The sequence below is a fragment of the Paraburkholderia sp. genome, from assembly GCF_036488505.1.
Lineage (GTDB): Bacteria > Pseudomonadota > Gammaproteobacteria > Burkholderiales > Burkholderiaceae > Paraburkholderia.
In genome coordinates, this window is the sequence record NZ_DASXHN010000409.1 from 1 (window position 1) to 21215 (window position 21215).

Consider the following 21215-nt stretch of genomic DNA (forward strand, 5'->3'; position numbering starts at 1 on the left):
CGGTTGGGTTTTTGGGTCAAACAACAACTGATCGCGTATGCGGAACTATGCGGCAGACGTTTCCCAATGTGAGTGAACTTTCCGAATCTGGACAATGAATAAATCGTAACGACGTTCATCTGAGGTCGGGTGAAGGCGGCAGAGAAGTAATAATCGTTTCATTGCGTGCGCGATCTAGTAGATGTAGCATGCGAACTTTCACGCATGTGCGGCTTTGTGGCGGGCAGCCCCATTCGAAAGTACCGCAATTGCGTTTGGTCATTCGCGTGGTTAGTCACTGCTACTAACGCGCCTGAAATCTCGTTGCATCGCATGCAACCTGCTCGATCAGTTCTGCCGGATCTGGCGACTGCCTCCGAACCCTCCGTGGTTGAATAGTCGCCTCAAGCTTCGTAACGCGTCGGCACCGAAATTCTCTAGATGTTTGGTACTTCCTTAATCAGCGACCCATGGTTCTACGTCGCGAGCATACCGGCGCTCCTGCTGACCAGCATCTCAAAGGGTAGTCTCGGGCTTGGCCTCGGCGTGGTGGCCGTTCCACTGATGGCACTGCACTTGCCAGTCGCCGTTGTGGTGACACTTCTTTTGCCGATTCTTTGCCTGACCGATCTGGTCACGCTCTGGCAATACCGCGGCGAATGGAATTGGCCATTGCTGCGTATCGCGATCCCCGCCGCACTCGTTGGCATTGGCTTAGGTGCAGTGGCGATACACCATCTTTCGGAAGCATGGCTGAGACTCGGCGTCGGTGTAATCTCGATCGACTTTGCCAGGCGTCGCTGGTTCCAAGCTCGTCCCGCCGGACGCGAAGGTCACCATCGTTTGCACCCGAGCTCAAGCATCTTCTGGGGAGCCACCTCTGGCTTCACCAGTTTCATGGCGAACGCGGGCGAACCGGCGCTGGCCATCTATCTGTTGCCTTATAAACTAACCAAGCGCAGCTTTGCCGGCACCACGGCTGCATTTTTTGCGGTCGTCAACGTAGCGAAACTAGTCAGCTTTTCGATGCTGGGACTGTTCACGCGCACCACTTTGCTCGCCAGCCTGGTTCTCGCGCCTTTTGCGGTATTCGGGATCTGTACGGGCGTTTGGCTGAACCGTCGGCTAAACGTCATGCGTTTGTATAAGTTCGCGTACATCATCCTGTTGGTAATCGGCGTGCGACTCGTCTACACCAGCCTCAAGGTCATCTTGTAATTCCGTTCCGCTGACATCGATACCCCAGATCAGTTGGATTGGCCGCGCCAGAACGAGCCGCTGCGGATGGCCTGCTCGGTGAGCGGCGCAAAAAAGCCTCCGACCTGTCAAGCCACGAACTGTAGGTGGGAATGCGATGCATATGCCAACAGCCCGTTGATACGATGCTCGTGGAACCGGAGGCGCCACTTGCCCACTGTGGCGCGCGTCAGTTAAAGAGGACGTCCCATGGGTATGCCGGTATCTCCCGTTCCGTTGCTACCAACACGCGATGTCAATACGGATCAGTGAACAACGGAACAGAACACTTAGAGCGCGCACTGTGGCAACAGCGCTGTAAGTGCCGATACACGCTCCTTCAGCACTTCATGCAGCTGCCGGATCGCGGGAAAGAACTGTTTGCGATGCGTGCAGATCAGGTTCAGCGGGGCAGCCTCGCCGGGCTGCTCGGGCATCAGTAGTTCGAGTCGGCCGGTCTGCACGTCGGCACACACGTCGAGCCACGATTTGTACGCAATACCTTGGCCCTCGATCGCCCAGCGTCGTGCCACGTCCGCGTCGTCGCAAAAGAGCGGCCCGCCAACATTAACCTGGTGGAGAGCGCCCCCCACCGGGAACATCCATTTGTCGTACAGGCGGCCGCCCAGAACATAGATCAGGCAGTTGTGGCCTGCCAGTTCGTCCAGCGTGCGCGGCCGCCCATGCCGTTGCAGATAGGCGGGCGACGCGACGAGCACACGCCGATTGTCGCTGGCAAGCGGCAGCGCGACGTAACTCGCGCTGTCGGCGCGGCCGTAGCGGATGGCGATTTCGACCGGATCCCGGAAGAGGTCGGTCAGTTGATCGGATAGAAAAAGCCGCACCGACAGCTTCGGATGCGCGTCGCGGAACGCAGTGATCCACGGCAGCAGGACATTGCGGCCGAGATCCGACGGCGCGGCGATCTGCAATGTACCCTGCAGCGCATCCGCCTCGCCCCGCAGGCACTCGCGCCCCTCCTGCAATGTCGCGAGCACCCGCTTCGCGTACGGTAAATATTCTTCTCCCTGGGCGGTAAGCCGCAGGCTGCGCGTTGAGCGTGCGAACAAACGAACGTCGAGTTCGCGCTCGAGCCGCTGAATTGCCGCGCTGACCTGGCCTGGCAGCAGGGCCGCTTCGCGGGCGGCGTTCGAGAAGCTGCCGAGGGCGGCGGTGCGCATGAACAGCGCCAGGTCGTCAAACCGGACCATTTTCATTCCTGTAGTGAAAGTTCTTCCCGATTCTCCCTGTTTTCTCAAATGCGTGTGCAGTGCATCATTAAACGAAGGTCCGAGCCGCGCTAGCGGCTGGCTGTCGAACACCCTGCGAGTAACGCCGAATGAAAGCCATTGTTTATGACCAGCACGGATTGCCGATCGAAGATCCGCGTGCACTGTACGAAACGCAACTGCCGAAGCCCGAGCCGGGTCCGCGCGATCTGCTCGTGAAAATTCGCGCCATCGCCGTGAATCCTGTCGACACCAAGGTTCGTGCGGGAATGCTCGGCGACACGCCACGCTTGCTTGGATGGGATGCCGCCGGAACGGTGGAAGCCGTCGGCTCCACCGTCACGCTATTCAGGGTCGGCGATAAGGTGTTTTACGCCGGCTCCGTCGCCCGCGCCGGCGCTTATGCCGAGTACTGCGTCGTCGACGAGCGCATCGCGGGTCACCAACCCACCACGCTCGATGACGCGCGTGCGGCCGCATTGCCGCTGACCTCACTGACAGCCTGGGAACTGCTCTTCGATCGCCTCTGCGTTGCCGAGGGCGGGGGCGACGGCGATGCGCTTCTGATCATCGGCGCGGCCGGTGGCGTCGGCTCGATTCTCACTCAACTCGCGCGGCAATTGACGAAGCTGCGCGTGATCGGCACGGCATCACGGGCGCAGACGCAAGAATGGGTTCGCGATCTCGGAGCGCACGACGTCATCGATCATGCGCGCCCGCTCCAGGAAGAGTTGCGCCGGATTGGCGTCGAGCAGGTGCGCTTCGTTGCGAGCCTTACGCACACCGACGCGCGCTATCCCCAGATAGTCGACGTGCTCGCGCCGCAAGGCAAGCTTGGGGTGATCGACGATCCAGAAACGCTCGACGCAATGCCGCTCAAGTTGAAAGCAATCTCGCTGCACTGGGAGCTCATGTTCACGCGGTCTCTATTCGAGACGCCCGATATGATCCGCCAGCATGAGATTCTCGAGCGCATCGCAACGCTGGTCGACGCGGGCACGCTGCGCACGACGCTTGGCGAGCATTTCGGCGCGATCAACGCGGACAACCTGCGGCGCGCGCACGCCCTCATCGAAAGCAATCGCGCGCGCGGCAAGATCGTTCTCGAAGGGTTTTGAGTTGCTGGTCCGCTTTCTGTTTCGATTGTTAGTCCGTCTCCATAAGAAGATATCGCCATGAATTTGATTGACGCCGTACAAACCCGTCACACCGTCAAAGCGTTCGAGCCGGGTGGTTCGTTGCCGCAAGCATCGGTCGATGCGCTTCTCGCCGCGCTTCACTACAGTCCTTCGTCGGTCAACTCGCAGCCTGGGCACTATGTGGTCGCGTCGACGCCGGAAGGCCGCGCGCGCATGGCCAAGGCAACGCAAGGCGCCTACGTGTACAACGAACCGAAAATCGTGAACGCGTCGCACGTGATCGCGCTGTGTATGCGCACCGATATGGACGCGGATCACCTCGACGCTGTCCTTGAGCAGGAAGCCCACGACGGGCGGTTCCAGGTGGATGGAGCGAAGAGCATGCAGGACAAGGCCCGCCGCTCGTATGTGGACATGCACCGGTACGACTTGCGCGACGTGCCTCAGTGGATGGAAAAGCAGGTGTATCTTGCGCTAGGCGGACTGCTGATGAGCGCGGCCGTGCTCGGCATCGACGCGACGCCGATGGAAGGCTTCGATTCGCGTGCGCTGGACCTCGAGCTTGGGCTGCGCGAACGCGGGCTCACCAGCGTTGTGCTGGCGGCCTTCGGCCATCGCAGCGAGCAGGATTTCAATGCCAGGCTGCCGAAGTCGCGCCTGCCGCGCGAGCAGATTTTCACTTTCATGTGATGCCGGGTGGCACGCCGGCGTTCCGACGTGATGCCTTGCACGCGAGTTCCTCTGTTTCCGTCGGTTGCAAGCGAGCGGCCGTATTAGCGCGTATCCCATTCTGTTCGTCTCGAACTCGACACCGTAAGGGAAGAAAGCCATGCACCTACACACCATCGGAACCTCGAATCTTCAAGTCGCACCCCTCGTCTTCGGCGGCAACGTCTTCGGTTGGACGGCCGATGAGCGGACGTCGTTCTCCATCCTCGATGCGTTCGTCGATCACGGGTTGAACTTCGTCGATACCGCCGACGCCTACTCGCAGTGGGCCGACGGGCATCAGGGCGGCGAGTCTGAAACGATCATCGGCAAGTGGTTCAAGGAAAGCGGCAAGCGCGACAAGATCGTGCTTGCGACCAAGGTCAGCAGGATGAAGACGCGGCTGGGGCTGTCGGCGGCGAATATCGAGGCAGCCGTCGAGGATTCGCTGCGCCGCCTTCAGACCGACTACATCGACGTCTATTTTTCTCACTTCGACGACGAAACGACGCCGATGGAAGAGACGCTCGGCGCGTATCAGAAGCTGATCAAGGCGGGCAAGGTGCGCGTGATCGGCGCGTCGAACTTCACCGGCGCGCGGCTTGACGAAGCGTTGAAGGTATCGAAGGAATCGGGTTTGCCGGCTTATCAGGTGCTTCAGCCGGAGTACAACCTGTACGACCGGGAAGGTTACGAGACGGATCTCGAACCGGTCGCACAGACGCATAACCTGGCGGTAGTCACGTACTTCAGCCTCGCGAGCGGCTTCCTGAGCGGAAAATACCGTTCGAAGGCGGACATCGAGAAGCGTGCACGTGGTCCATTCTTGAACAAGTACCTGAACGACCGTGGACTACGAATCGTCGATACGCTCGTTGACGTGGCTAAACGTAACGACACTACGCCCTCGACCGTGGCACTCGCCTGGATCATCGCACGGCCGAGCGTGACGGCGCCGATTGCGAGCACTACCTCGGTGGAACAACTGGAAAGTATGGTGGCGGCGACGCGCCTGCGACTTTCCCCGGAAGACTTGAAGCTGCTTAACGAAGTCAGCGCCCCGGCGAAATAGCCGACTTTTGCAGGCTGGATTGGCGCGTTAGGCAGGTGCCGGATAAAGCGATTCACAACAGGCCAGCAGACGCCTTTGCACGAGCGCCAGGAACGGACGCGGTGACTGCCGGCGCGCGCCGCCGGTACGGCATTTAACCGCGTCCGCCTCCGGCATGCCCGCCTGCGCTCGCGTGTCCTATCCCCGCGTGTCCCAGCGCGCCGAAGCCCGAACGCCCGCGATCTAACTCTGAGCGACCGAATTCTGAGCGCCCGAACTCTGAGCGCCCGAACTCTGAGCGACCGAAACCTTCGGGGCCAATGGCCCCGAATCGAGCGAAGCCGACGCCCGCGACCGGGTGCGATCCGGCGAATTCTCGCGACGACATCGCAGGCACACGCGTGTGCGCCGCGCCGTACATGCCGCCCATGCCGTCAGCGCCGTGGGCAGGATTGAAACCTTGGTTGCTGTGAGCGAAGTGATTAACGTCAACGATACTGCGGTTGTGCCACGCATACTGGCCGCCATGGAACCATACCGCCTGATGATGCCAGTCGGGCCTCCAGTGTCGCCAGCCCCATCCGTAACCGCCGAAGTATCCCAAGTCGAATCCAACGCCGAACACGATCCCCGGCCCATCGAGGTAGAGGTCCGGATCGGGATACCATCCGGGCCAGAGCGCCACCGGCGCACCGTACACGAGAGACGGATCGTATTCGGGCACGTACACAACTGCGGGATCGGTTGGCACGATGCTGATCAATCCACCATCGTTCGCTACCGTTTCCTGCGGGTTGATTTCCAGGTTACCTGCGGTGCTGGCCCGCTGCCGCATCGTCTGGATGGCCGCCATCAATTGCTGTGATTGGCTCAGGTACGCGTCGCCTAGCGATGATGTCCAGACCACGTTCTGGTCCATGTCGGCGAGCACGGCCGGAAACTCTGTAAGCGCCTTGACGCTGGGATCCCAGAACTGCTGATCGACCTGAGCAGCCAGTGCCTGCCCCGTCACTTCGGAATTCGCTTGCATCCAGCGGTCCGCTGCGACGACTTCCGCCGTATGTGTGGCTGCCGCAAGAATTTCTGCGACCAGTGGATCCGGATACAGCGCGATGGGAGCAACGAGCTGCTGCAGCTCTTCAGGTGTGCGCTGAATCGCGTCGGACGAGGGGGCGAGTGCCTGATTATCCTGATCGGCGAGCGCATGGCCCGCCATCCCGAACGCGATGCACGACGGCACGAGGATTGAGATGACACGTTTCATCAACTTCATGGAATCTACTCCGCGTTTGCAATCTGACACTCGTACTGTAGACAAGTGAAGTGTCTTTGAACTGACCCGTGGGTGACGTTTTCGTTATCTTCTCTCGGTAGCCGTTGTCGATCCGCTGACCCTGCCGGCGTAAGTACTGTTGGACCCCTTCTTTCTACCCATGCGATCCTCGCGAAGCGGTGCGGGTCGAAGCAGCCACCGCGCTCGCGCCCGGCCTGGTCCCGCGAGGCTCACCACTGAGATTTCAAGAATGTCAGGAGTTTCATCTTGTCGTCGGTCCAGTTTTATATGCCCGGTGTTAGAAAGAAAAGCTCAGTCGAACATGCGCCGACGCATTGCGTCGTCGTTCGCCGACCCATAAATTCAGTGGAGAATTCGATTCATGGACGACAAGTCGCAGGAACGAAGCACGAGCCAAAGCGAAGCGGACACGGTATTCCAACGCGTGTCACGCCGGTCTTTCCTGGGCCGCATAGGTGCCGCCGGCATCACGATTGGCGCCGGACAACTTTCCTCTGTCGCGCATGCGGCTTCCGGCGGTGCTGAGCAAGGCGAAACACGAGCCGACGATCTGAGTGCAGATCGTGCCAACGTACACGTCCGATTGAACGTCAACGGCACCAACCACGAACTGGATATCGATCCCCGCACGACACTGCTCGATTGCGTGCGCGAGCATTTGCGCCTTACCGGCACAAAGAAGGGTTGCGACCACGGCCAGTGCGGCGCCTGCACTGTCCATGTCGACGGCAAGCGCGTTAATTCATGCCTAAGCCTTGCCGCCACCCATGAGGGCGAGGCGATCACGACCATCGAAGGCCTTGGCCGGCCGGGCAATCTGCATCCGATTCAGGCCGCGTTCGTCGAACACGATGGCTTTCAGTGCGGGTACTGCACCTCTGGTCAGATCATGTCGGCTGTTGCGCTACTCAACGAGCCTTACGGACACAGCGACGAGGAAGTGAAGGAAGCCATGAGCGGAAATATCTGCCGGTGCGGCGCCTATTCGAACATCGTGTCCGCGATCCAGCAAGTTCTCCGGAAAGCCTAAGCGGAGCGTACCCATGCAAGCTTTTGAACTGAAGCGCGCTTCCAGCGTCGCGCAGGCACTCGACATCGCGCAGACTGACGACGGCAGCCAGCAAAGTGGCTCGTCCATGCGCTTTCTGGCAGGCGGCACGACACTGCTCGACCTGATGAAACTCGACGTGGAGCGTCCGACGCAGATCATCGATATCCATCGCCTGCCACTCGCTCAGATCGAAGCGATCGACGGTGGCGGCGTCACCATTGGCGCGACGGTGCGCAATTCCGATCTCGCGAATCATCCGCTGATCAAGTCGCACTATCCCGTCCTGTCCCAGGCGTTGCTTTCCGGCGCGTCCGCGCAGTTGCGAAACATGGCGACGACCGGCGGCAACCTGTTGCAGCGCACACGCTGTGTGTACTTTCGCGATACTGCCGCGCCCTGCAACAAGCGTGAGCCTGGTACGGGTTGTTCCGCAATCGGTGGGTTCAATCGAAACCTCGCGATTCTTGGGGCCAGCGATCATTGCATCGCGACGAACCCCTCGGACATGAGTGTCGCAATGACTGCACTCGAGTCCACGATCCATGTCGAAGGCAGCAAGGGCAAGCGAAGCATTGCGATCGATGACTTCTTCTTGTTGCCCGGGGCCACTCCCGAACGCGAAACCACGCTGAATCCCGCCGAGCTCATTACCCATGTGACGCTCCCTGCGCCGGCTCCCGGCAGCCGCAGCGTCTATCTGAAACTGCGCGATCGCGCATCCTATGAATTTGCGTTGGCCTCGGCCGCGGTCGTCATGACGGTATCGTCGGGCAGGATCGTCCACATCAGGATCGCACTTGGCGGTGTCGGGGTTAAGCCCTGGCGCTCGCGCGAGGCCGAAGCCGCGTTGCTCGGCCGCGCGCCTGAGCCCGCGGCGTTCCAGGCGGCGGCCGAGGCCGCGCTTCAGTCGGCGCGCCCGCAAAGCCAGAACGGATTCAAGGTCGAGCTTGCTAAACGCTGCATCCAGCAAGCACTCAGGTTGGCCACACAAATTTCTTGACCCAAGTTCGTGACGCGGAGAGAACGTGCAATTTGCTAGCAATAAAACGCAGCCGGTCATCGGCGGCGACTTTGCCCGAATCGACGGACCGTTTAAGGTCAGCGGTGCGGCGACGTACACGTCGGATTTCAATTTTCCGGGGATGCTTTACGCCGTACCGGTTTGCGCGACGATCGCAAAGGGGCGTATCGATCGACTGGAAACGGCCGCTGCGTCGAAAATGCCAGGGGTCCGGGCTGTCTTCACGCGCGAGAACATCGGAAAGTTCTTTCGCGTCGGCTTCGGACCAAGAATCGATGAAAGGCGTCCGCCGCTCGACGACGACATCATCTCGTACTACGGCCAGTACACTGCACTCGTGGTGGCCGATACGTTCGAGCAGGCAACGGCCGCCGCGCATGCAGTGAAGGCGCGATATGCGCAGAGCCAACCCGATGTAACGGTCCAGATGCCCGCGCAGGGCGCGCCGTCTGTCGACACGCAGCGCGGCGACGCGCAGGCCGCATTCGCGGCCGCTTCTGACGCGCTGAAGCTGGACCAGACCTACACGACACCGATCGAAACGCACAACCCAATCGAACTGCATGCCACGGTGGCGCTCTTCGATGGCACGAACTATACGCTTTACGAAACAACGCAGTCGATCGTCAACCAGCGACAGCTGATGGCACAGATGCTTGGTGTGCCAGAAGATCAGGTGCGCGTGATCATGAAATATCTAGGCTCTGGATTCGGCGGCAAGCTGTTTCCGTGGAGCCATTCGCTACTAGCCGCCGCCGCGGCGCGCAATCTGCGGCGGCCCGTCAAGCTGGTGCTGAGCCGCGCGATGATGTTCCAGAACGTGGGCCACCGTCCGGCCACGGAGCAGCGCATACGCTTGTCGGCAACACGCGATGGTCGTTTGACATCGCTGCAGCAGCACTACGTCTATCAAACGGGCCGCCTGGATGCACGAAAAGAGAATTGCGGCGAGGCGACAGGCTACCTCTACAGCTCGCCGAACCTGCAAGTGACGGCCGCCGCTGCGCGCCGGGACATCGCGCCGAGCACATCGATGCGCGGCCCAGGTGCCGTGCCTGGCTTGTTCGCAGTCGAATCGGCCGTCGATGAGCTAGCCATCAAGCTCAACATGGATCCCGTCCAGTTACGCCTCGTCAACGAGCCGGCGATCGACGAAAGCCTGAATGTGCCGTTTTCATCGCGGCACCTCAAGGAATGCTTGACGCGCGGCGCGGATAAATTCGGCTGGGCGGCGCGCAAGACGCCGGTCGGTTCGATGCGCAATGACGGTCTGGTTATCGGCTGGGGAGTCGCAGCGGGGTCGTGGCAAGCCCAGCGATCTGCAGCGGAAGTCATCGTTGAACTGAACGCCGACGCAACGGCGCGCGTGTTGACAGCGACTCAGGACATCGGCACGGGGACGTACACCGTACTCGCCCAGATGGTGGCGAATGCGACCGGAATCGCGCTCGACAGGATCTCAGTCGTGATCGGTGACACACGCTTGCCTCCGGGGCCGATGTCCGGGGGGTCGAGGGCTACGGCGTCGCTAATTCCGGCGGTGGCGCAGGCGGCACAGGTCGCCGTCCAGCACCTTTTGATTACGGCAGCCGAAGCGGCTAACTCGCCCTTTAACGGGCAGAACGTGGATGCACTGGGTTTCGAGCAAGGGATGGTCTATCGCAAAGGAACGTCACCGGCTGCAGGGGTGCCGTTTGAGCGGATTCTCAGGCCGGCGGGTATCAACGCGGTGGTGGGAAGAGGGCGGTCCGGCCCGAATCAGGACGATCCTGACGCGAAGCGCGTGTCGGTGCACTCTTACTGCGCGCATTTTGCCGAGGTTACCTGGCAGCCTGAAACAGCGCGGTTGCGAGTCAGTCGGGTGGTTAGCGTGATCGATGGAGGCCAGATCATCAATGCCCGCACGGCCCGCAACCAGATCGAAGGAGCGGTCGTGATGGGTGTCGGCATGGCGCTATTCGAAGAGACGAACTACGACAGCCGTTCCGGTGCACCACTCAACCGCAGCCTCGCCGACTATGTCATGGTCACGCATGCCGACGCACCGAAAATCGACGTCACGTTCCTCGACTATCCGGATCTCGCATTGAATCCACTCGGCGCACGCGGTCTCGGGGAGATTGGAATCGCGGGTATTGCGCCTGCGATTGCGAACGCTGTTTATCATGCGACGGGCGTGCGCGTGCGAGATCTTCCGGTTCGGATCGAAGACCTGTTGGCGGCTCAGGTGTCCAGATAGCCGCGCCGCAATCTCTTGACTACCACTCGACCGCGAAATCTCAACGCGGACCGTCGCGCCCCCTGCGCGGAGGATGGTTGGCCACGTGCGCTTGAGCGTACGTGAGCCCTGCTGGGGCGACCACTTCCATTTGGGCAGCGTGAGTACGGCGCGCGACGACATACGCTGAGCGTGCAACCTGGGACATCTGCGCCCAGCTGCGCGTCGGCTCGTGCTGAGCGACTGACTGCGCCGGGGCAGACACATCGCCCACGACAGAACACAGGGTCCTGGCCAGCTCGCGGCTCGCAATCGATGTCTGACGGATGTCGGGCGCGCGAGGTTTGGTTGTCCCGGTCTCCTATCTCCGCTCGCGCCCGACAACACACCGTCGCACAACGGCATTCTGTCGTATACAATCGTACTCAGGATTCGGGCAAGCGGCCGTGGAAGTGCGCGGCGATGGGGAGGCGCGATGCGACAACAGCAACGAAGGGTAGTGCTCTTCTCACGGCTCCCCTGGCAACCGGCGATGCGACTTACGTTGAAGCCGAAGGCGCCGCCCGCGGTCTGGCGGCCGCGCATCGCTCGCGCATTGGAGGCGGCCGCATGAGCCTCGCTGCCCAATTCACCGACCTCATACTCGGCTGGCCCGCCGACGATCCAGCGTTGCTCGAGCGCGTGCGCCAGATCGCGCTGGATGGCCTCGCGGTTGCCGCCGCTGGTTCGAGCGAGCCGGGGCCGACGCACGTATCCGAGCTGTCGAAGGCGCTGCACATCGCCGAGGGGCCGTCGAGCGTGATCGGACACGGCTATGCGGCGCCGTCCATCGTCGCCGCGCGCATCAACGGCATGTCTATGCACGTGCTCGATTTCGAGCCTATGTGGAATCCTCCGAATCACGCAGTGTCGTCGATTCTGCCCGCGCTGCTCGCGCTCGCCGAAGCACGCGAGCAGGAAACCGGCGACGCGCAAGGAGAGGCGCTATTGCGCGCGTTCGCCAAGGGCATCGAGGCCCAAGGTAGGCTCAGGCTGTCGTCGCAGCAGATCGAGCCCGCGCAGCTGAGTCTGCATCCGCCCGGTATCGTCGGTCCGCTCGCCGCGGCGCTCGCATGCGCGAATCTGCTCGGCCTCGACCGGCAGTGTGCGACGGCCGCGCTTGGCATCGCCGCATCGCGCAGCGGCGGCGTGCTTGCCAACATCGGTTCGCAGACCAAGGCGCTGCATTGCGGCGATTCGGCGGCGCACGGGCTCGAAGCGGCGCTCCTCGCGGCGCGCGGCTTCACCGCGGGTCCGGACGCGCTGGGCGGTCCGCGCGGTTGGGGCCACGGCTATTTTGGCGACCGTTTCGATGCCGACGCATTGCTCGCGCCGATCGGCGCTGGCCGCGCGCTGGAACCGGGGCTGGCGTGGAAGCTCTTTCCATCGCAGTTCGCGACGCACTACGCGATCACCGCCGCGCTGGATGCACGCGCGCAGGTCGAAGGCTTCGACGCCGCACAGATAGAGCGCATTGAACTGCGTGTGCCGGTGATGCCGTATATCGACCGTCCCAAGCCGGAAACCGGCCTCGACGGCAAGTTTTCCTGGCAGTACACGGTGGCCATCGCACTGATCGACGGACAGGTCGTACCGGCGTCGTTTGCGGACACGCGCCGCTTCGCGCCGGACGTGGACTCGCTGCTCGAGCGCATCGTATTGAACGCCGACGCGTCGATCGCGGGCGCGCTCGACAAGATGAATGTCGAGATCGCGCTGCATCTGCGCGGCGGCCGGATCGTCAAAGCGTCATGCATGGCGCCGCTCGGCAGCTGGCATCGTCCGGTTGGCGCGGACGCCGTGCGCAACAAGGCGGCCGCGCTCTTTACCGGCGCATTGGGCGAGGCGCGCGCGCAGCAGGTGCTGGCGCTCGCCGACTCGATGAGCGGACCTTTTGAGGTGCGCCGCCTGATGTCCGCGCTGCGCTGATGCGCAAGCGCAAAGACAGGCGTATCCGCGCGGTCATCCGCCTATACTCGTGAACCGGACCTATCGGAACAAGGCTGCAACGTGAACGACAAATCTGCCGCATCGGTTGGCGACAACGAACCGGCCGTCGATACCGGCCAGGGGTCGCTGGCCCAATACGTTTATGCGCAACTGCGTCAGGAGATACGCAGCCGGCAACTGGCCTCGGGCGACCGTCTGCGTGAAGTGGATATCGCCGAGCGGCTCGCGGTGAGCCGCACGCCCGTGCGCGAGGCACTCAAGCGGCTGGAAGCGGAGGGCGTGGTTCGTTTCGCGCCGCCGCGCGGCTTCGTGGTCGTGCAATTGTCCGCGAAGCAGGTGATGGAGCTATACGCGATGCGCAAGGTGCTGGTCGGCGCGGCCGCGCGCTTCGCGGCGGAGCAGGCGTCGCCCATCGAAATCCTGTCCATGCAGCAGGTGCTATCGCAACTGGAAAAGGCAAAGACGCCGGATGAAGTCGCCGGGCTCAACCGGCGTCTGCACGAGATCATCGTCGCGGCCGCGCACAACGAGTATCTGTACAAAAGCGCGAACGTGCTGGTCGATGCATTGAATCTGCTCGGCACGACCACTTATTCGATGCCGGGACGCATCAAGGCAGGGCTGAAGGAGAACAAGGAGATCGTCGCATGCATCGCGCGCCACGATGCGGACGGCGCGGAGCGCGCGGCCCAGGCGCATGTGGGCGCGGCGACGGAGTTGCGTCTGCAGATGCTGTTCGGCGGAACCGGAACCTGATTCAAAGCGCCGGGCGCGACGCTCCCACATTGCGCCGCGCCCGGCTTAGCCTGTGCAGCCGGTACCTGCGTCAGGGCGCCTGCAATAGCTTCGTGACCGCCCGGACTTTGCGCTTGCCGCTCGCCATCAGCATATCGAGCAGCGCATTCGTCCTGTCTTCTGGCAACGTCAGTCCGGCGCTGCCGCGAAATTTTGTTTCGATTTCCTGTGCCCCGAGCGCGCGCTCGCCACTGCCGAGATTCACCGGCACGTGTTCGCCGTGCGTGCTGCCGTCGTGCATCCGCACCATCACCTCGCCCGAGAAATAGCGCGGGAAATCGCAATCCTGCTGGGGTTCGCAGCGCACCTTCGCGGCGAGGGCCAGGATCGCGCGATCCTGCAGCACCGTGTCTTCCAGTTCCGCGAGCCCGAAGCGCCCGCGTAGCAGACACGCGGCGACCACGAAGTGCGTGCTGAACTTCGCTTCGTAGTCCGTTTTCGGCAGCGCTTTCGCGGCCGCCGGTTCCGCGACGATCGGCAACGTCGGCGCGGGCAGGCGGCAGACGATCGATTCGATGTCGCCGACCTCGAGACCGCTCGCTCTCAGACGCAACGCGGCTTCCGCGCAACCGTGAATGAAGTGGCACACCGGGTAGGGCTTGATCGCGGTCCCTTCCATCGTCCACGTGTCGCCGAGCCCTTGCGTGATGGATGCCAGATCGACGTCGCCCGCGTGCGCCTGCAAATGCGAATCGAACAGCCCGAAGCGGCCTTCGTAGGGACGCGACGGTCCCGCGAAGCCGTGCTTTGCCAGATGCGCTGCCGTGATGCCAGCGAGCGCGCCCCAGCCTGGATGCAGACGCTTGGTCCACGCGCCTTCTTCGAGGAACACCTGCACGCCCGCCGCCGTACTCGCGACAATGCCCTGCGCGGCTGTCAGCTGCGCGGCATCGAGGCCCATCAGCTTGCCCGCGACCACCGCCGAGCTGAAGTGCGACACGATCCCCGTCGCATGAAAGCCCGCGTGATGCAGTCCGCCCTTCACGGCGATGCCGAGGCGGATCGCCGTTTCCATTCCGGCGATGTAGGCGGTGATTACGTCGTCCCAGTCGGCGTCGAGCGCTTCGCCGACCGCGAGCGCGGCAGGTAGACACGCGACCGTGGGATGCACGATCGCGAGCGGATGCGTGTCGTCGAAATCGAGGCCATGCATCAGGAAGCCGTTGGCGAGCGCGGCATCGCGCGGCGCGAGCCCGCGCGATGCCGGCTCGCCGATCACGGTCGCCACGCCGGGCGAACCGGCGCCTGCGATGCCCGCGAGCGCCGCGCCCGCGAATGGATAGTGGCGCGCCGCGAAGCCGAGGCCGAGCGCATCGGTGATGTGATGCGTGGCCTTGCGGCGCAGCGCGGCGGGCAACGCGGCGGGCGTCAGCGCGCAGGCGAATCCGGCCAGCGCGCGGGCGATGGGTTGCGGTGTCGTCGTCATCGTTTCATGGCCTTGCTTGCGGTGAACGCTCAGCGATTGCCGGGACGCAGCGCCGAGCCGTCGAGCTCGGTCTGCGTGTCGTGAAGCGGCACCGGGTTGATGGTCTCCAGCCGGCGTCCGGTGGTGCGCGCGCCGAACAGCAGCGTGACAGCCGACGTGCACAGCCACGCGCCCGCGATATAGGCGAACACCCACACGTAGCCGAAGTTCGTGTAGATCGCCGCGATGATGAACGCGTTGGCCACGTTCGCAAGCCGCCCCATCCCGTACGCGAAGCCCGCGCCGGTATTGCGGATGTCGGTCGGATACTGCTCGGGCGTGTAGGCGTAGCAGAGCGCGGCGAAAGTCTGCAACAGCATCCCGACCACGAAGCCGAACGACACGATCAGCACGGGCTGGAACGTCAGGCCGTACAGCAGCCCGAACACCGCAATCAGAAACGCGGCAGCCGCGATGGTGAACTTGCGCTCGAAGCGGTCGGCGAGATAGGTTGCGATCAGCGCGCCCGGCACCGCGCCGACGTTGATCAGCGTGATGTAGGTGAGGCTGTGCGTGATCGTGATGCCGTGCTTGACGAGCAGCGTCGGCACCCACGCCTGGAAGCCGTAGAAGCCGAGCGTCTGCAGAATCCAGATCGCCCACAGCGTCAGCGTGCGGCCGATGTACTGGCCTTTGAACATCGCGGTCCAGCGCGCGCGCACCTCGGGCGGACGCACCGCGGCGACGGCTTCGGGCAGCGGTCCCGCGCTCTCCTCGACCTCCGCTTCAATCCTGCGCAGTATCGCGTCCGCTTCCGCGATGCGGCCCTGGCGCGACAGCCAGCGCGGCGACTCGGGAAAGAACTTGACGAACGCGAGGAACACGATGCCGAGCGATCCCCACACGAAGATCCAGCGCCAGCCGTCCGGACCCGAGGGCACCACCAGCCGTGCGACCCAGCTCGTGATCGGAATGCCCGCGAGCGCGATCACCATCGCCCAGCCTTGCCACGTGCCGCGCGAGCGCGCCGGAAACATCTCGGCGATATAAGCCATGACTACCGCGGTCGCCGACGAAATGCCGACGCCCGTGAGCACGCGCGTGATCATCAGCACCGGAACGTTGGGTGCGAGCGCGTTGGCGAGCGAGAACAGCGAGTAGAACGCGACGTACAAGGTCAGCGCGCGTTTGCGGCCGATGCGGTCCGACAGCATGCCGCCCAGCGTCGCGCCGATGAACATGCCGAAGAAGCCGCCCGAGGTGAGCATCGCGATGGCCGTGATCGACAGGCCCCATTCCTTGACGAGCGCGGGCGCCGCGTAGGAAAAGGTGAAGATGTCGCTGATGTCGAAGAAGAACGGCAGGCTGACGAGTGCGAGCAGCTTCCAGTGAAAGCGCGAGACGGGTAGCCGGTCGACCCGCGCGGCGATGAGTTCATCATTCATGATCGACCTCGCGCATCGTCCATTGCCCGTCGCGGGCGCCGCCACGCGTTCCGGATGCACCGCAAGTCAAATGGAAAACGTTCCGCATGTGAGTCTCCATCCATGGTGTTGGTATCACTGCCGGTGATCGTGCTTCTCTCGTGCTTACGCTTGCGATGCTGCGTGGTGCCTGCTTTCCGTGAGCGTCGGCGGGTCAGGGCACCCATGAGGTTTCGACCGATTCGGCGTTCAGAGGCCGCGCAATCGGTTGCGGCGCGTGCGCTGCGGTCGGTCGGGACGCGCCGGGCAGCGCGCGCTTCATCAGCAGACGCGCCAGCGTGCTGAAATCGTCGACTTCGTCGATCGCTTCGAGCCGTTCGTACAGCGACAACGCTTCCGATGGACCGATTGCACGCTTCGCGCAGTCCTCGAATTTTTCCCACAGCTCGTTGGCGGACATCGGATTGCTCGGGCCGCGGCCGATCAGGTTGTCGATGCGCCTGGTCAGGGCGTTGCCGTCGCGCAGCGTCAGCGTGACCTCGGCGCCGAACTGATGCGGTGAGTTCTCAGGCATGTCGGGATGCGGCTCCGTGCGCGTGATCGCGAGGAGCCGCTGAACGCGGGCATCGCGATACGCATCGCCCTCGAAATGATCGAGCCGCACCGCGCCGTCCACCAGCGCGCGCGCCACCACATATTGCACGCTGAACTTCGCGGCGAGCGGACTCCGCGGTTGCGGGTTGTCGGTATGCGGCAGACGGCGGCGATGCGCGCGGATCAGAACCGCTTCGATCTGCTCCGGCTTGATGTGCGATTCCTGTCTGAGCGCGAGCGCCATGGCGATCGCCGGATGCGTGCTGCCGCAGCACGGAAACTGCTTGAGGCCGAGCGTGTCGCTCTCGACTTCGAGCGGCTCGCCCCACGATTCGAAGATCCGCTCGGCGTCGTAAGTGCCCGGCCCGTTGAACGCGTTGAAAAAACCCTGCTTGTGTTCGAGCGCGAGCGCATTAGCCGTGTAGCCGCGCTGCGCAAGCGACACCGCAAAGAGGCCGTTGCGGCAGGTCTGGCCGACGTGCAGCGGCTTGACCATCGTGCCGAAATTCGCCTTGAGCCCGGATGCGAGCGACGCTGCAATCGCCAGCGCGGTGGCCGTGCGCGCTTCGTCGAGCTTCAGCAGATGGCTCGCCGCCGCCACCGTGCCGAAAATGCCGAGCGTCGCGGTCGGATGCCAGCCTTTGTCGTAGTGATGGAAATTGACCGCGCGCGCCAAACGAATCTCTGTTTCGATGCCGACCACGTAGGCATCGACGAGCGCGCGGCCGGAGCGCTTGTCCGCTTCCGCGAGCGCCACGAGCGGCGCCACCAGCGGCACCGACTGATGCCCGCCGAAAGGCTGGCTGAAGTCGTCGTAATCGAGCGCGTGCGACGCCGTGCCGTTGATCAGTGCCGCGTCGAGCGCGGACGTCTTGCGAGTCGTGCCGAACAGCGTGCACGGCCCGCTCGCCTCGGCGACGCCGGGCACGTCGAGCAGGATTTGCGTACACGGCTCCTGCGAGCCCGCGAGCGTCACGCCGACCGTATCGATGATCGCGATCCGCGCGGCGTCGCGCGCGCTTTTGCCGATGCTGCGCGTATCGAAGCCGGCAATGCGCTCGGCAAGACGCCTCGCGATAGCGGCATCGACGTTCGTGCCGGCACATGTCGTCTGTTGGTCCATGGTGTGCCTCCGCCGCTCAGCCGCGTGCCGACGTGCGGCCCGCGATACGGCCGAAGGTCGCGCCGGAAACGAGGCCCGTGCCGGCCGGATAGTTGTCGTAGAAAAGGCCGCCGACCATCTCGCCGCATGCGGTCAGGCCGGGAATCGGGCGCCAGTCGGTGCCGATCACGCGCGCCTGTTCGTCGACCTTCACGCCGCCGAAGGTGAAGGTGATGCCGCCCGTCGCCGAATACGCATAGAACGGCGGCTTGTCGAGCCTCAGCGCCCAGTTGGTCTTCTCGGGCGCGAGGCCATGCGTCGACAAGCCGTCCTTGCCGGTCGGATCGAAGCCGTCGGATGCGTCGTGCGCGGCGGCGTTGTACTCCTGAACGGTTTTCAGCGCTTGCGCCTTATCGTCGATATCGAGCTGCTCGATCAGTCCTTCCAATGTGTCCGAGGTTATCGGATCGCTCGTCGCATAACGCGCTTCGAGCAGATGCACGGTCTGCGAATCGAACAGCTGATATGCCTTCGCGCCCGGCTCCGCGAGCACTGCACGGCCGTATTTCGCGTAGGTGAACATCGCGCCGTCCTCGCCTTCGTCGACGAAGCGCTTGCCCTTGCGGTTGATCATCACGCCATAGAGGTAGCTCAGGCGGTTGCTGCGGTCGGTCAGCTCGCGCGGCGCGAAATTGCCCCAGTCCGCGCTGATCGGCGTTGCGTGACAGCCGCTCCACTGTCCCCACGGCATTGCGCCGATCTGCATCGCCATGCGCAGTCCGTCGCCCTGGTTATGCGGCGTGCCGCGCACTTTCGCCGCGCCGACGAGCGGCCCGATATGCTGCGTGCGCATCTGCACGTTTGCTTCGAAGCCGCCACAACCGAGCACGACGGAGCGGCCCTTCAGTTCGTGGATGCCGTCATCGTCGCGAACCCGCACGCCGCACACGCGGCCGCTGTCGTTCTGCAGCAGCGCGAGCGCCGCAGCGCCATAGCGCACTTCGACGCCCAGCCGTTCGCAGGCCGCAAACCAGCTGCGCGACAGGCCGACGCCTTCGTGTTCCGCGCGCACCACGAGTCCGCGCGCCCAGATGATCTGATTGCCCTTTCGTACGCCGGTGAGGCTGACAGCCGGCTCCATCTTGATCTGCCCGGCTTCGCGCATCCAGAAGACGGTGTCTTTCGAGTTGTCGACCAGCACCCGCGACAGTACCGGATCAGTCTGGCCGCTCGTGACGCGCATCAGGTCGCCATGGAAATCCTCGCGGCGATAGGGTTGGATGCCAGCATAGAAGTCCTCGAACTCCGCTTCCACGCCCGGCAGCAGCGGCCCGATTTCGCGGGGATCGTCGAACGCGAAACGCAGCACGCCGCCGCTCCAGTGCGTGTTGCCGCCGCGCATGCCGCGCGGGGCTTTTTCGAGCACGACCACGCGCTCGGCTCCGTTTTCCTTGGCGGATACCGCCGCTGCGAGTGCGGCATTGCCAGCGCCTACCACGATCACGTCATAGTCAGCCATGTATCGAGCTCCGTTTTCCGGTCGGTCAGATGAATTGCAGTTTGCGTTTCGCTCGCGTGCAGGCGCGTGGGGCCGTGTGCCTGCTTTGCTCATCCCAGAATACGAATGTATACACAAGTACGCTAATCAGTACATTCCCTGGCCAGTGGCCACGAAGAGGGAATGCGGCGGCGCGGCATGCGCGTCGAGTGACGGATGGCGGAGGAGGCGGGACGTGGGGTACGAGTGCCGGGGCGCGCGTTGATGTTGCGCCTTCAGGGCTATCAGGGCATAGCCCGCGGAGCGGGGTGAACCTCCGGCATCGCTAGCCGATATCCAGCACGGCCTTGCCCGATTGCCGGCGTTCTTCGAGCGCGGCGTGAGCGGCTTCTACGTTGTCGAGCGCGTAGCGACCGTTGATGTCGATGTGCAACGCGCCCTCCAGAATGGCGCCGAAAATGTCGTCGGCGCGGCGCTGCACCGTGGGGCCGTCGGCGAGATGATCAGCGAGGCGCGGGCGAGTCAGGAAAAGCGAGCCCGCTTCGCCAAGCTCATACGGATCGAGGTCGCGCATCGGACCAGTCACCGAACCGTAGTTGACGACGAGCCCGCGTACCCGCGTCGCGCGAAAGCTGTCGCGCAACGTCGCGTTGCCAACGGCGTCGAACACCACGTCGACGCCTTTGCCACCGGTGAGTTCGCGGATTCTGTCCGCGAAAGCGCCGTCCTCGTAGAACAGCACGTGGTCTGCCCCGCGCGCTCTGGCGATGGCGGCTTTGTCGGACGTGCTCGTCGTCGCGAACACCTCGGCGCCGCGTCGCTTCGCCAACTGTACGAGCAACTGGCCGATACCGCCGGAGGCCGCATGCACGAGACACCTCGTGCCTGGTTCGATCTTCGCGACATCTTCAAGCAGGTAGTGCGCGGTCGAGCCTTGAAAGATCAATGCCGCCGCCACGTCGTAGTCGATCGCAGGCGGAATGCGCGCGAGGCGCGCGGTCGGCACGACTGCGTAGTCGGCGTAGGCGCCCCATGAAATGCACCAGGCCACACGGTCGCCAATGCGGCACGAAGTGACGCCCGTCCCCAGTTCGACGATCTCGCCGGCGCCTTCCATGCCGAGCGTGCACGGAATCCGCACGGGATAGGTGCGCGAATCGCGATACTTGCCCTGCCGGGTGTGAACATCCATGAAGTTGATGCCGGCCGCGACGACGCGAACCAGGGCCTCGCCGGCGCCCGGCTTCGGTATATCGATCTCCACCCGGCGAAGCACATCCGGTCCGCCGTATTCATAGATCTGGATGGCTCGCATGCGTGTGGCTCCGGTTCATGGATTGGATGAGGGCAGGAAGCAACGGGCAACACCGAGATGGTGAACCCGCGAGCAACGCCGCATGCCCGCGGACTGCTTTTGCGTTTCGAAAGTGCCAACCCGGCATCCGTCGTCATGCATCCGAGCGCACGAACGACGGATATTTC

General features: G+C 63.4%; 16 protein-coding genes. 9 read left to right on the top strand and 7 right to left on the bottom strand.

All coding sequences use genetic code 11. From position 1 onward, the window contains the following. The first annotated feature begins 420 nt into the window (after positions 1 to 420). Positions 421 to 1197, top strand: a complete 777-nt coding sequence (locus tag VGH68_RS23745; RefSeq protein ID WP_331606151.1) for a sulfite exporter TauE/SafE family protein — start codon at positions 421 to 423, stop codon at positions 1195 to 1197. Positions 1198 to 1505: 308 nt separating this feature from the next. Here the strand turns inward: VGH68_RS23745 and VGH68_RS23750 are convergent, their stop codons facing one another. Beyond that, positions 1506 to 2426 carry a LysR family transcriptional regulator gene (locus VGH68_RS23750; RefSeq protein ID WP_331606166.1) on the bottom strand — a complete coding sequence of 307 codons (921 nt, stop codon included), beginning with the start codon at positions 2424 to 2426 and terminating at the stop codon, positions 1506 to 1508. A gap of 128 nt (positions 2427 to 2554) precedes the next feature. Between VGH68_RS23750 and VGH68_RS23755 the strand changes: the two genes are divergently transcribed. The 3 genes from VGH68_RS23755 (at position 2555) to VGH68_RS23765 (ending at position 5363) form a co-directional block, all read left to right on the top strand. After that, positions 2555 to 3562 carry a zinc-binding alcohol dehydrogenase family protein gene (locus tag VGH68_RS23755; RefSeq protein WP_331606152.1) on the top strand — a complete coding sequence of 336 codons (1008 nt, stop codon included), beginning with the start codon at positions 2555 to 2557 and terminating at the stop codon, positions 3560 to 3562. Positions 3563 to 3619: 57 nt separating this feature from the next. Further along, positions 3620 to 4273 (top strand): oxygen-insensitive NAD(P)H nitroreductase, encoded by a 654-nt coding sequence (nfsB, locus tag VGH68_RS23760; RefSeq protein WP_331606153.1) that lies wholly within the window; start codon positions 3620 to 3622, stop codon positions 4271 to 4273. A gap of 139 nt (positions 4274 to 4412) precedes the next feature. Further along, positions 4413 to 5363, top strand: a complete 951-nt coding sequence (locus VGH68_RS23765; protein WP_331606154.1) for an aldo/keto reductase — start codon at positions 4413 to 4415, stop codon at positions 5361 to 5363. Positions 5364 to 5496: 133 nt separating this feature from the next. On the opposite strand, the gene VGH68_RS23770 is transcribed toward VGH68_RS23765, so the two are convergent. After that, positions 5497 to 6615, bottom strand: a complete 1119-nt coding sequence (locus VGH68_RS23770; RefSeq protein ID WP_331606155.1) for a DUF3300 domain-containing protein — start codon at positions 6613 to 6615, stop codon at positions 5497 to 5499. 382 nt (positions 6616 to 6997) lie between these two features. On the opposite strand from VGH68_RS23770, the gene VGH68_RS23775 reads away from it, so the two are divergent. The 5 genes from VGH68_RS23775 (at position 6998) to VGH68_RS23795 (ending at position 13671) form a co-directional block, all read left to right on the top strand. Next, positions 6998 to 7666, top strand: a complete 669-nt coding sequence (locus VGH68_RS23775; RefSeq protein WP_331606156.1) for a (2Fe-2S)-binding protein — start codon at positions 6998 to 7000, stop codon at positions 7664 to 7666. Between the two features lie 13 nt (positions 7667 to 7679). After that, on the top strand, positions 7680 to 8687 hold the full coding sequence (locus VGH68_RS23780; RefSeq protein WP_331606157.1) for a xanthine dehydrogenase family protein subunit M: 1008 nt from the start codon (positions 7680 to 7682) through the stop codon (positions 8685 to 8687). Between the two features lie 25 nt (positions 8688 to 8712). Beyond that, positions 8713 to 10947, top strand: coding sequence for a xanthine dehydrogenase family protein molybdopterin-binding subunit (locus tag VGH68_RS23785; RefSeq protein WP_331606158.1), 2235 nt, complete (start codon positions 8713 to 8715; stop codon positions 10945 to 10947). Between the two features lie 588 nt (positions 10948 to 11535). Further along, complete coding sequence (locus VGH68_RS23790; protein ID WP_331606159.1) at positions 11536 to 12894, top strand: MmgE/PrpD family protein; 1359 nt, start codon at positions 11536 to 11538, stop codon at positions 12892 to 12894. Positions 12895 to 12975: 81 nt separating this feature from the next. Further along, the gene (locus tag VGH68_RS23795) at positions 12976 to 13671 is read left to right on the top strand and encodes a GntR family transcriptional regulator (protein ID WP_331606160.1); all 696 of its coding nucleotides are present in this window, start codon (positions 12976 to 12978) and stop codon (positions 13669 to 13671) included. 70 nt (positions 13672 to 13741) lie between these two features. Here the strand turns inward: VGH68_RS23795 and VGH68_RS23800 are convergent, their stop codons facing one another. The 5 genes from VGH68_RS23800 to VGH68_RS23820 all read right to left on the bottom strand — a co-directional run bounded on the left by VGH68_RS23800 (position 13742) and on the right by VGH68_RS23820 (position 21048). Next, the gene (locus tag VGH68_RS23800) at positions 13742 to 15136 is read right to left on the bottom strand and encodes an MmgE/PrpD family protein (RefSeq protein WP_331606161.1); all 1395 of its coding nucleotides are present in this window, start codon (positions 15134 to 15136) and stop codon (positions 13742 to 13744) included. 29 nt (positions 15137 to 15165) lie between these two features. Continuing rightward, on the bottom strand, positions 15166 to 16560 hold the full coding sequence (locus VGH68_RS23805) for an MFS transporter (protein WP_331606162.1): 1395 nt from the start codon (positions 16558 to 16560) through the stop codon (positions 15166 to 15168). Positions 16561 to 16753: 193 nt separating this feature from the next. Then, positions 16754 to 18256, bottom strand: a complete 1503-nt coding sequence (locus tag VGH68_RS23810; protein ID WP_331606163.1) for an MmgE/PrpD family protein — start codon at positions 18254 to 18256, stop codon at positions 16754 to 16756. 16 nt (positions 18257 to 18272) lie between these two features. Beyond that, positions 18273 to 19754 carry an FAD-dependent tricarballylate dehydrogenase TcuA gene (gene tcuA, locus VGH68_RS23815; RefSeq protein WP_331606164.1) on the bottom strand — a complete coding sequence of 494 codons (1482 nt, stop codon included), beginning with the start codon at positions 19752 to 19754 and terminating at the stop codon, positions 18273 to 18275. Positions 19755 to 20058: 304 nt separating this feature from the next. Then, positions 20059 to 21048 carry a quinone oxidoreductase gene (locus tag VGH68_RS23820; protein WP_331606165.1) on the bottom strand — a complete coding sequence of 330 codons (990 nt, stop codon included), beginning with the start codon at positions 21046 to 21048 and terminating at the stop codon, positions 20059 to 20061. Positions 21049 to 21215 lie beyond the last annotated feature (167 nt).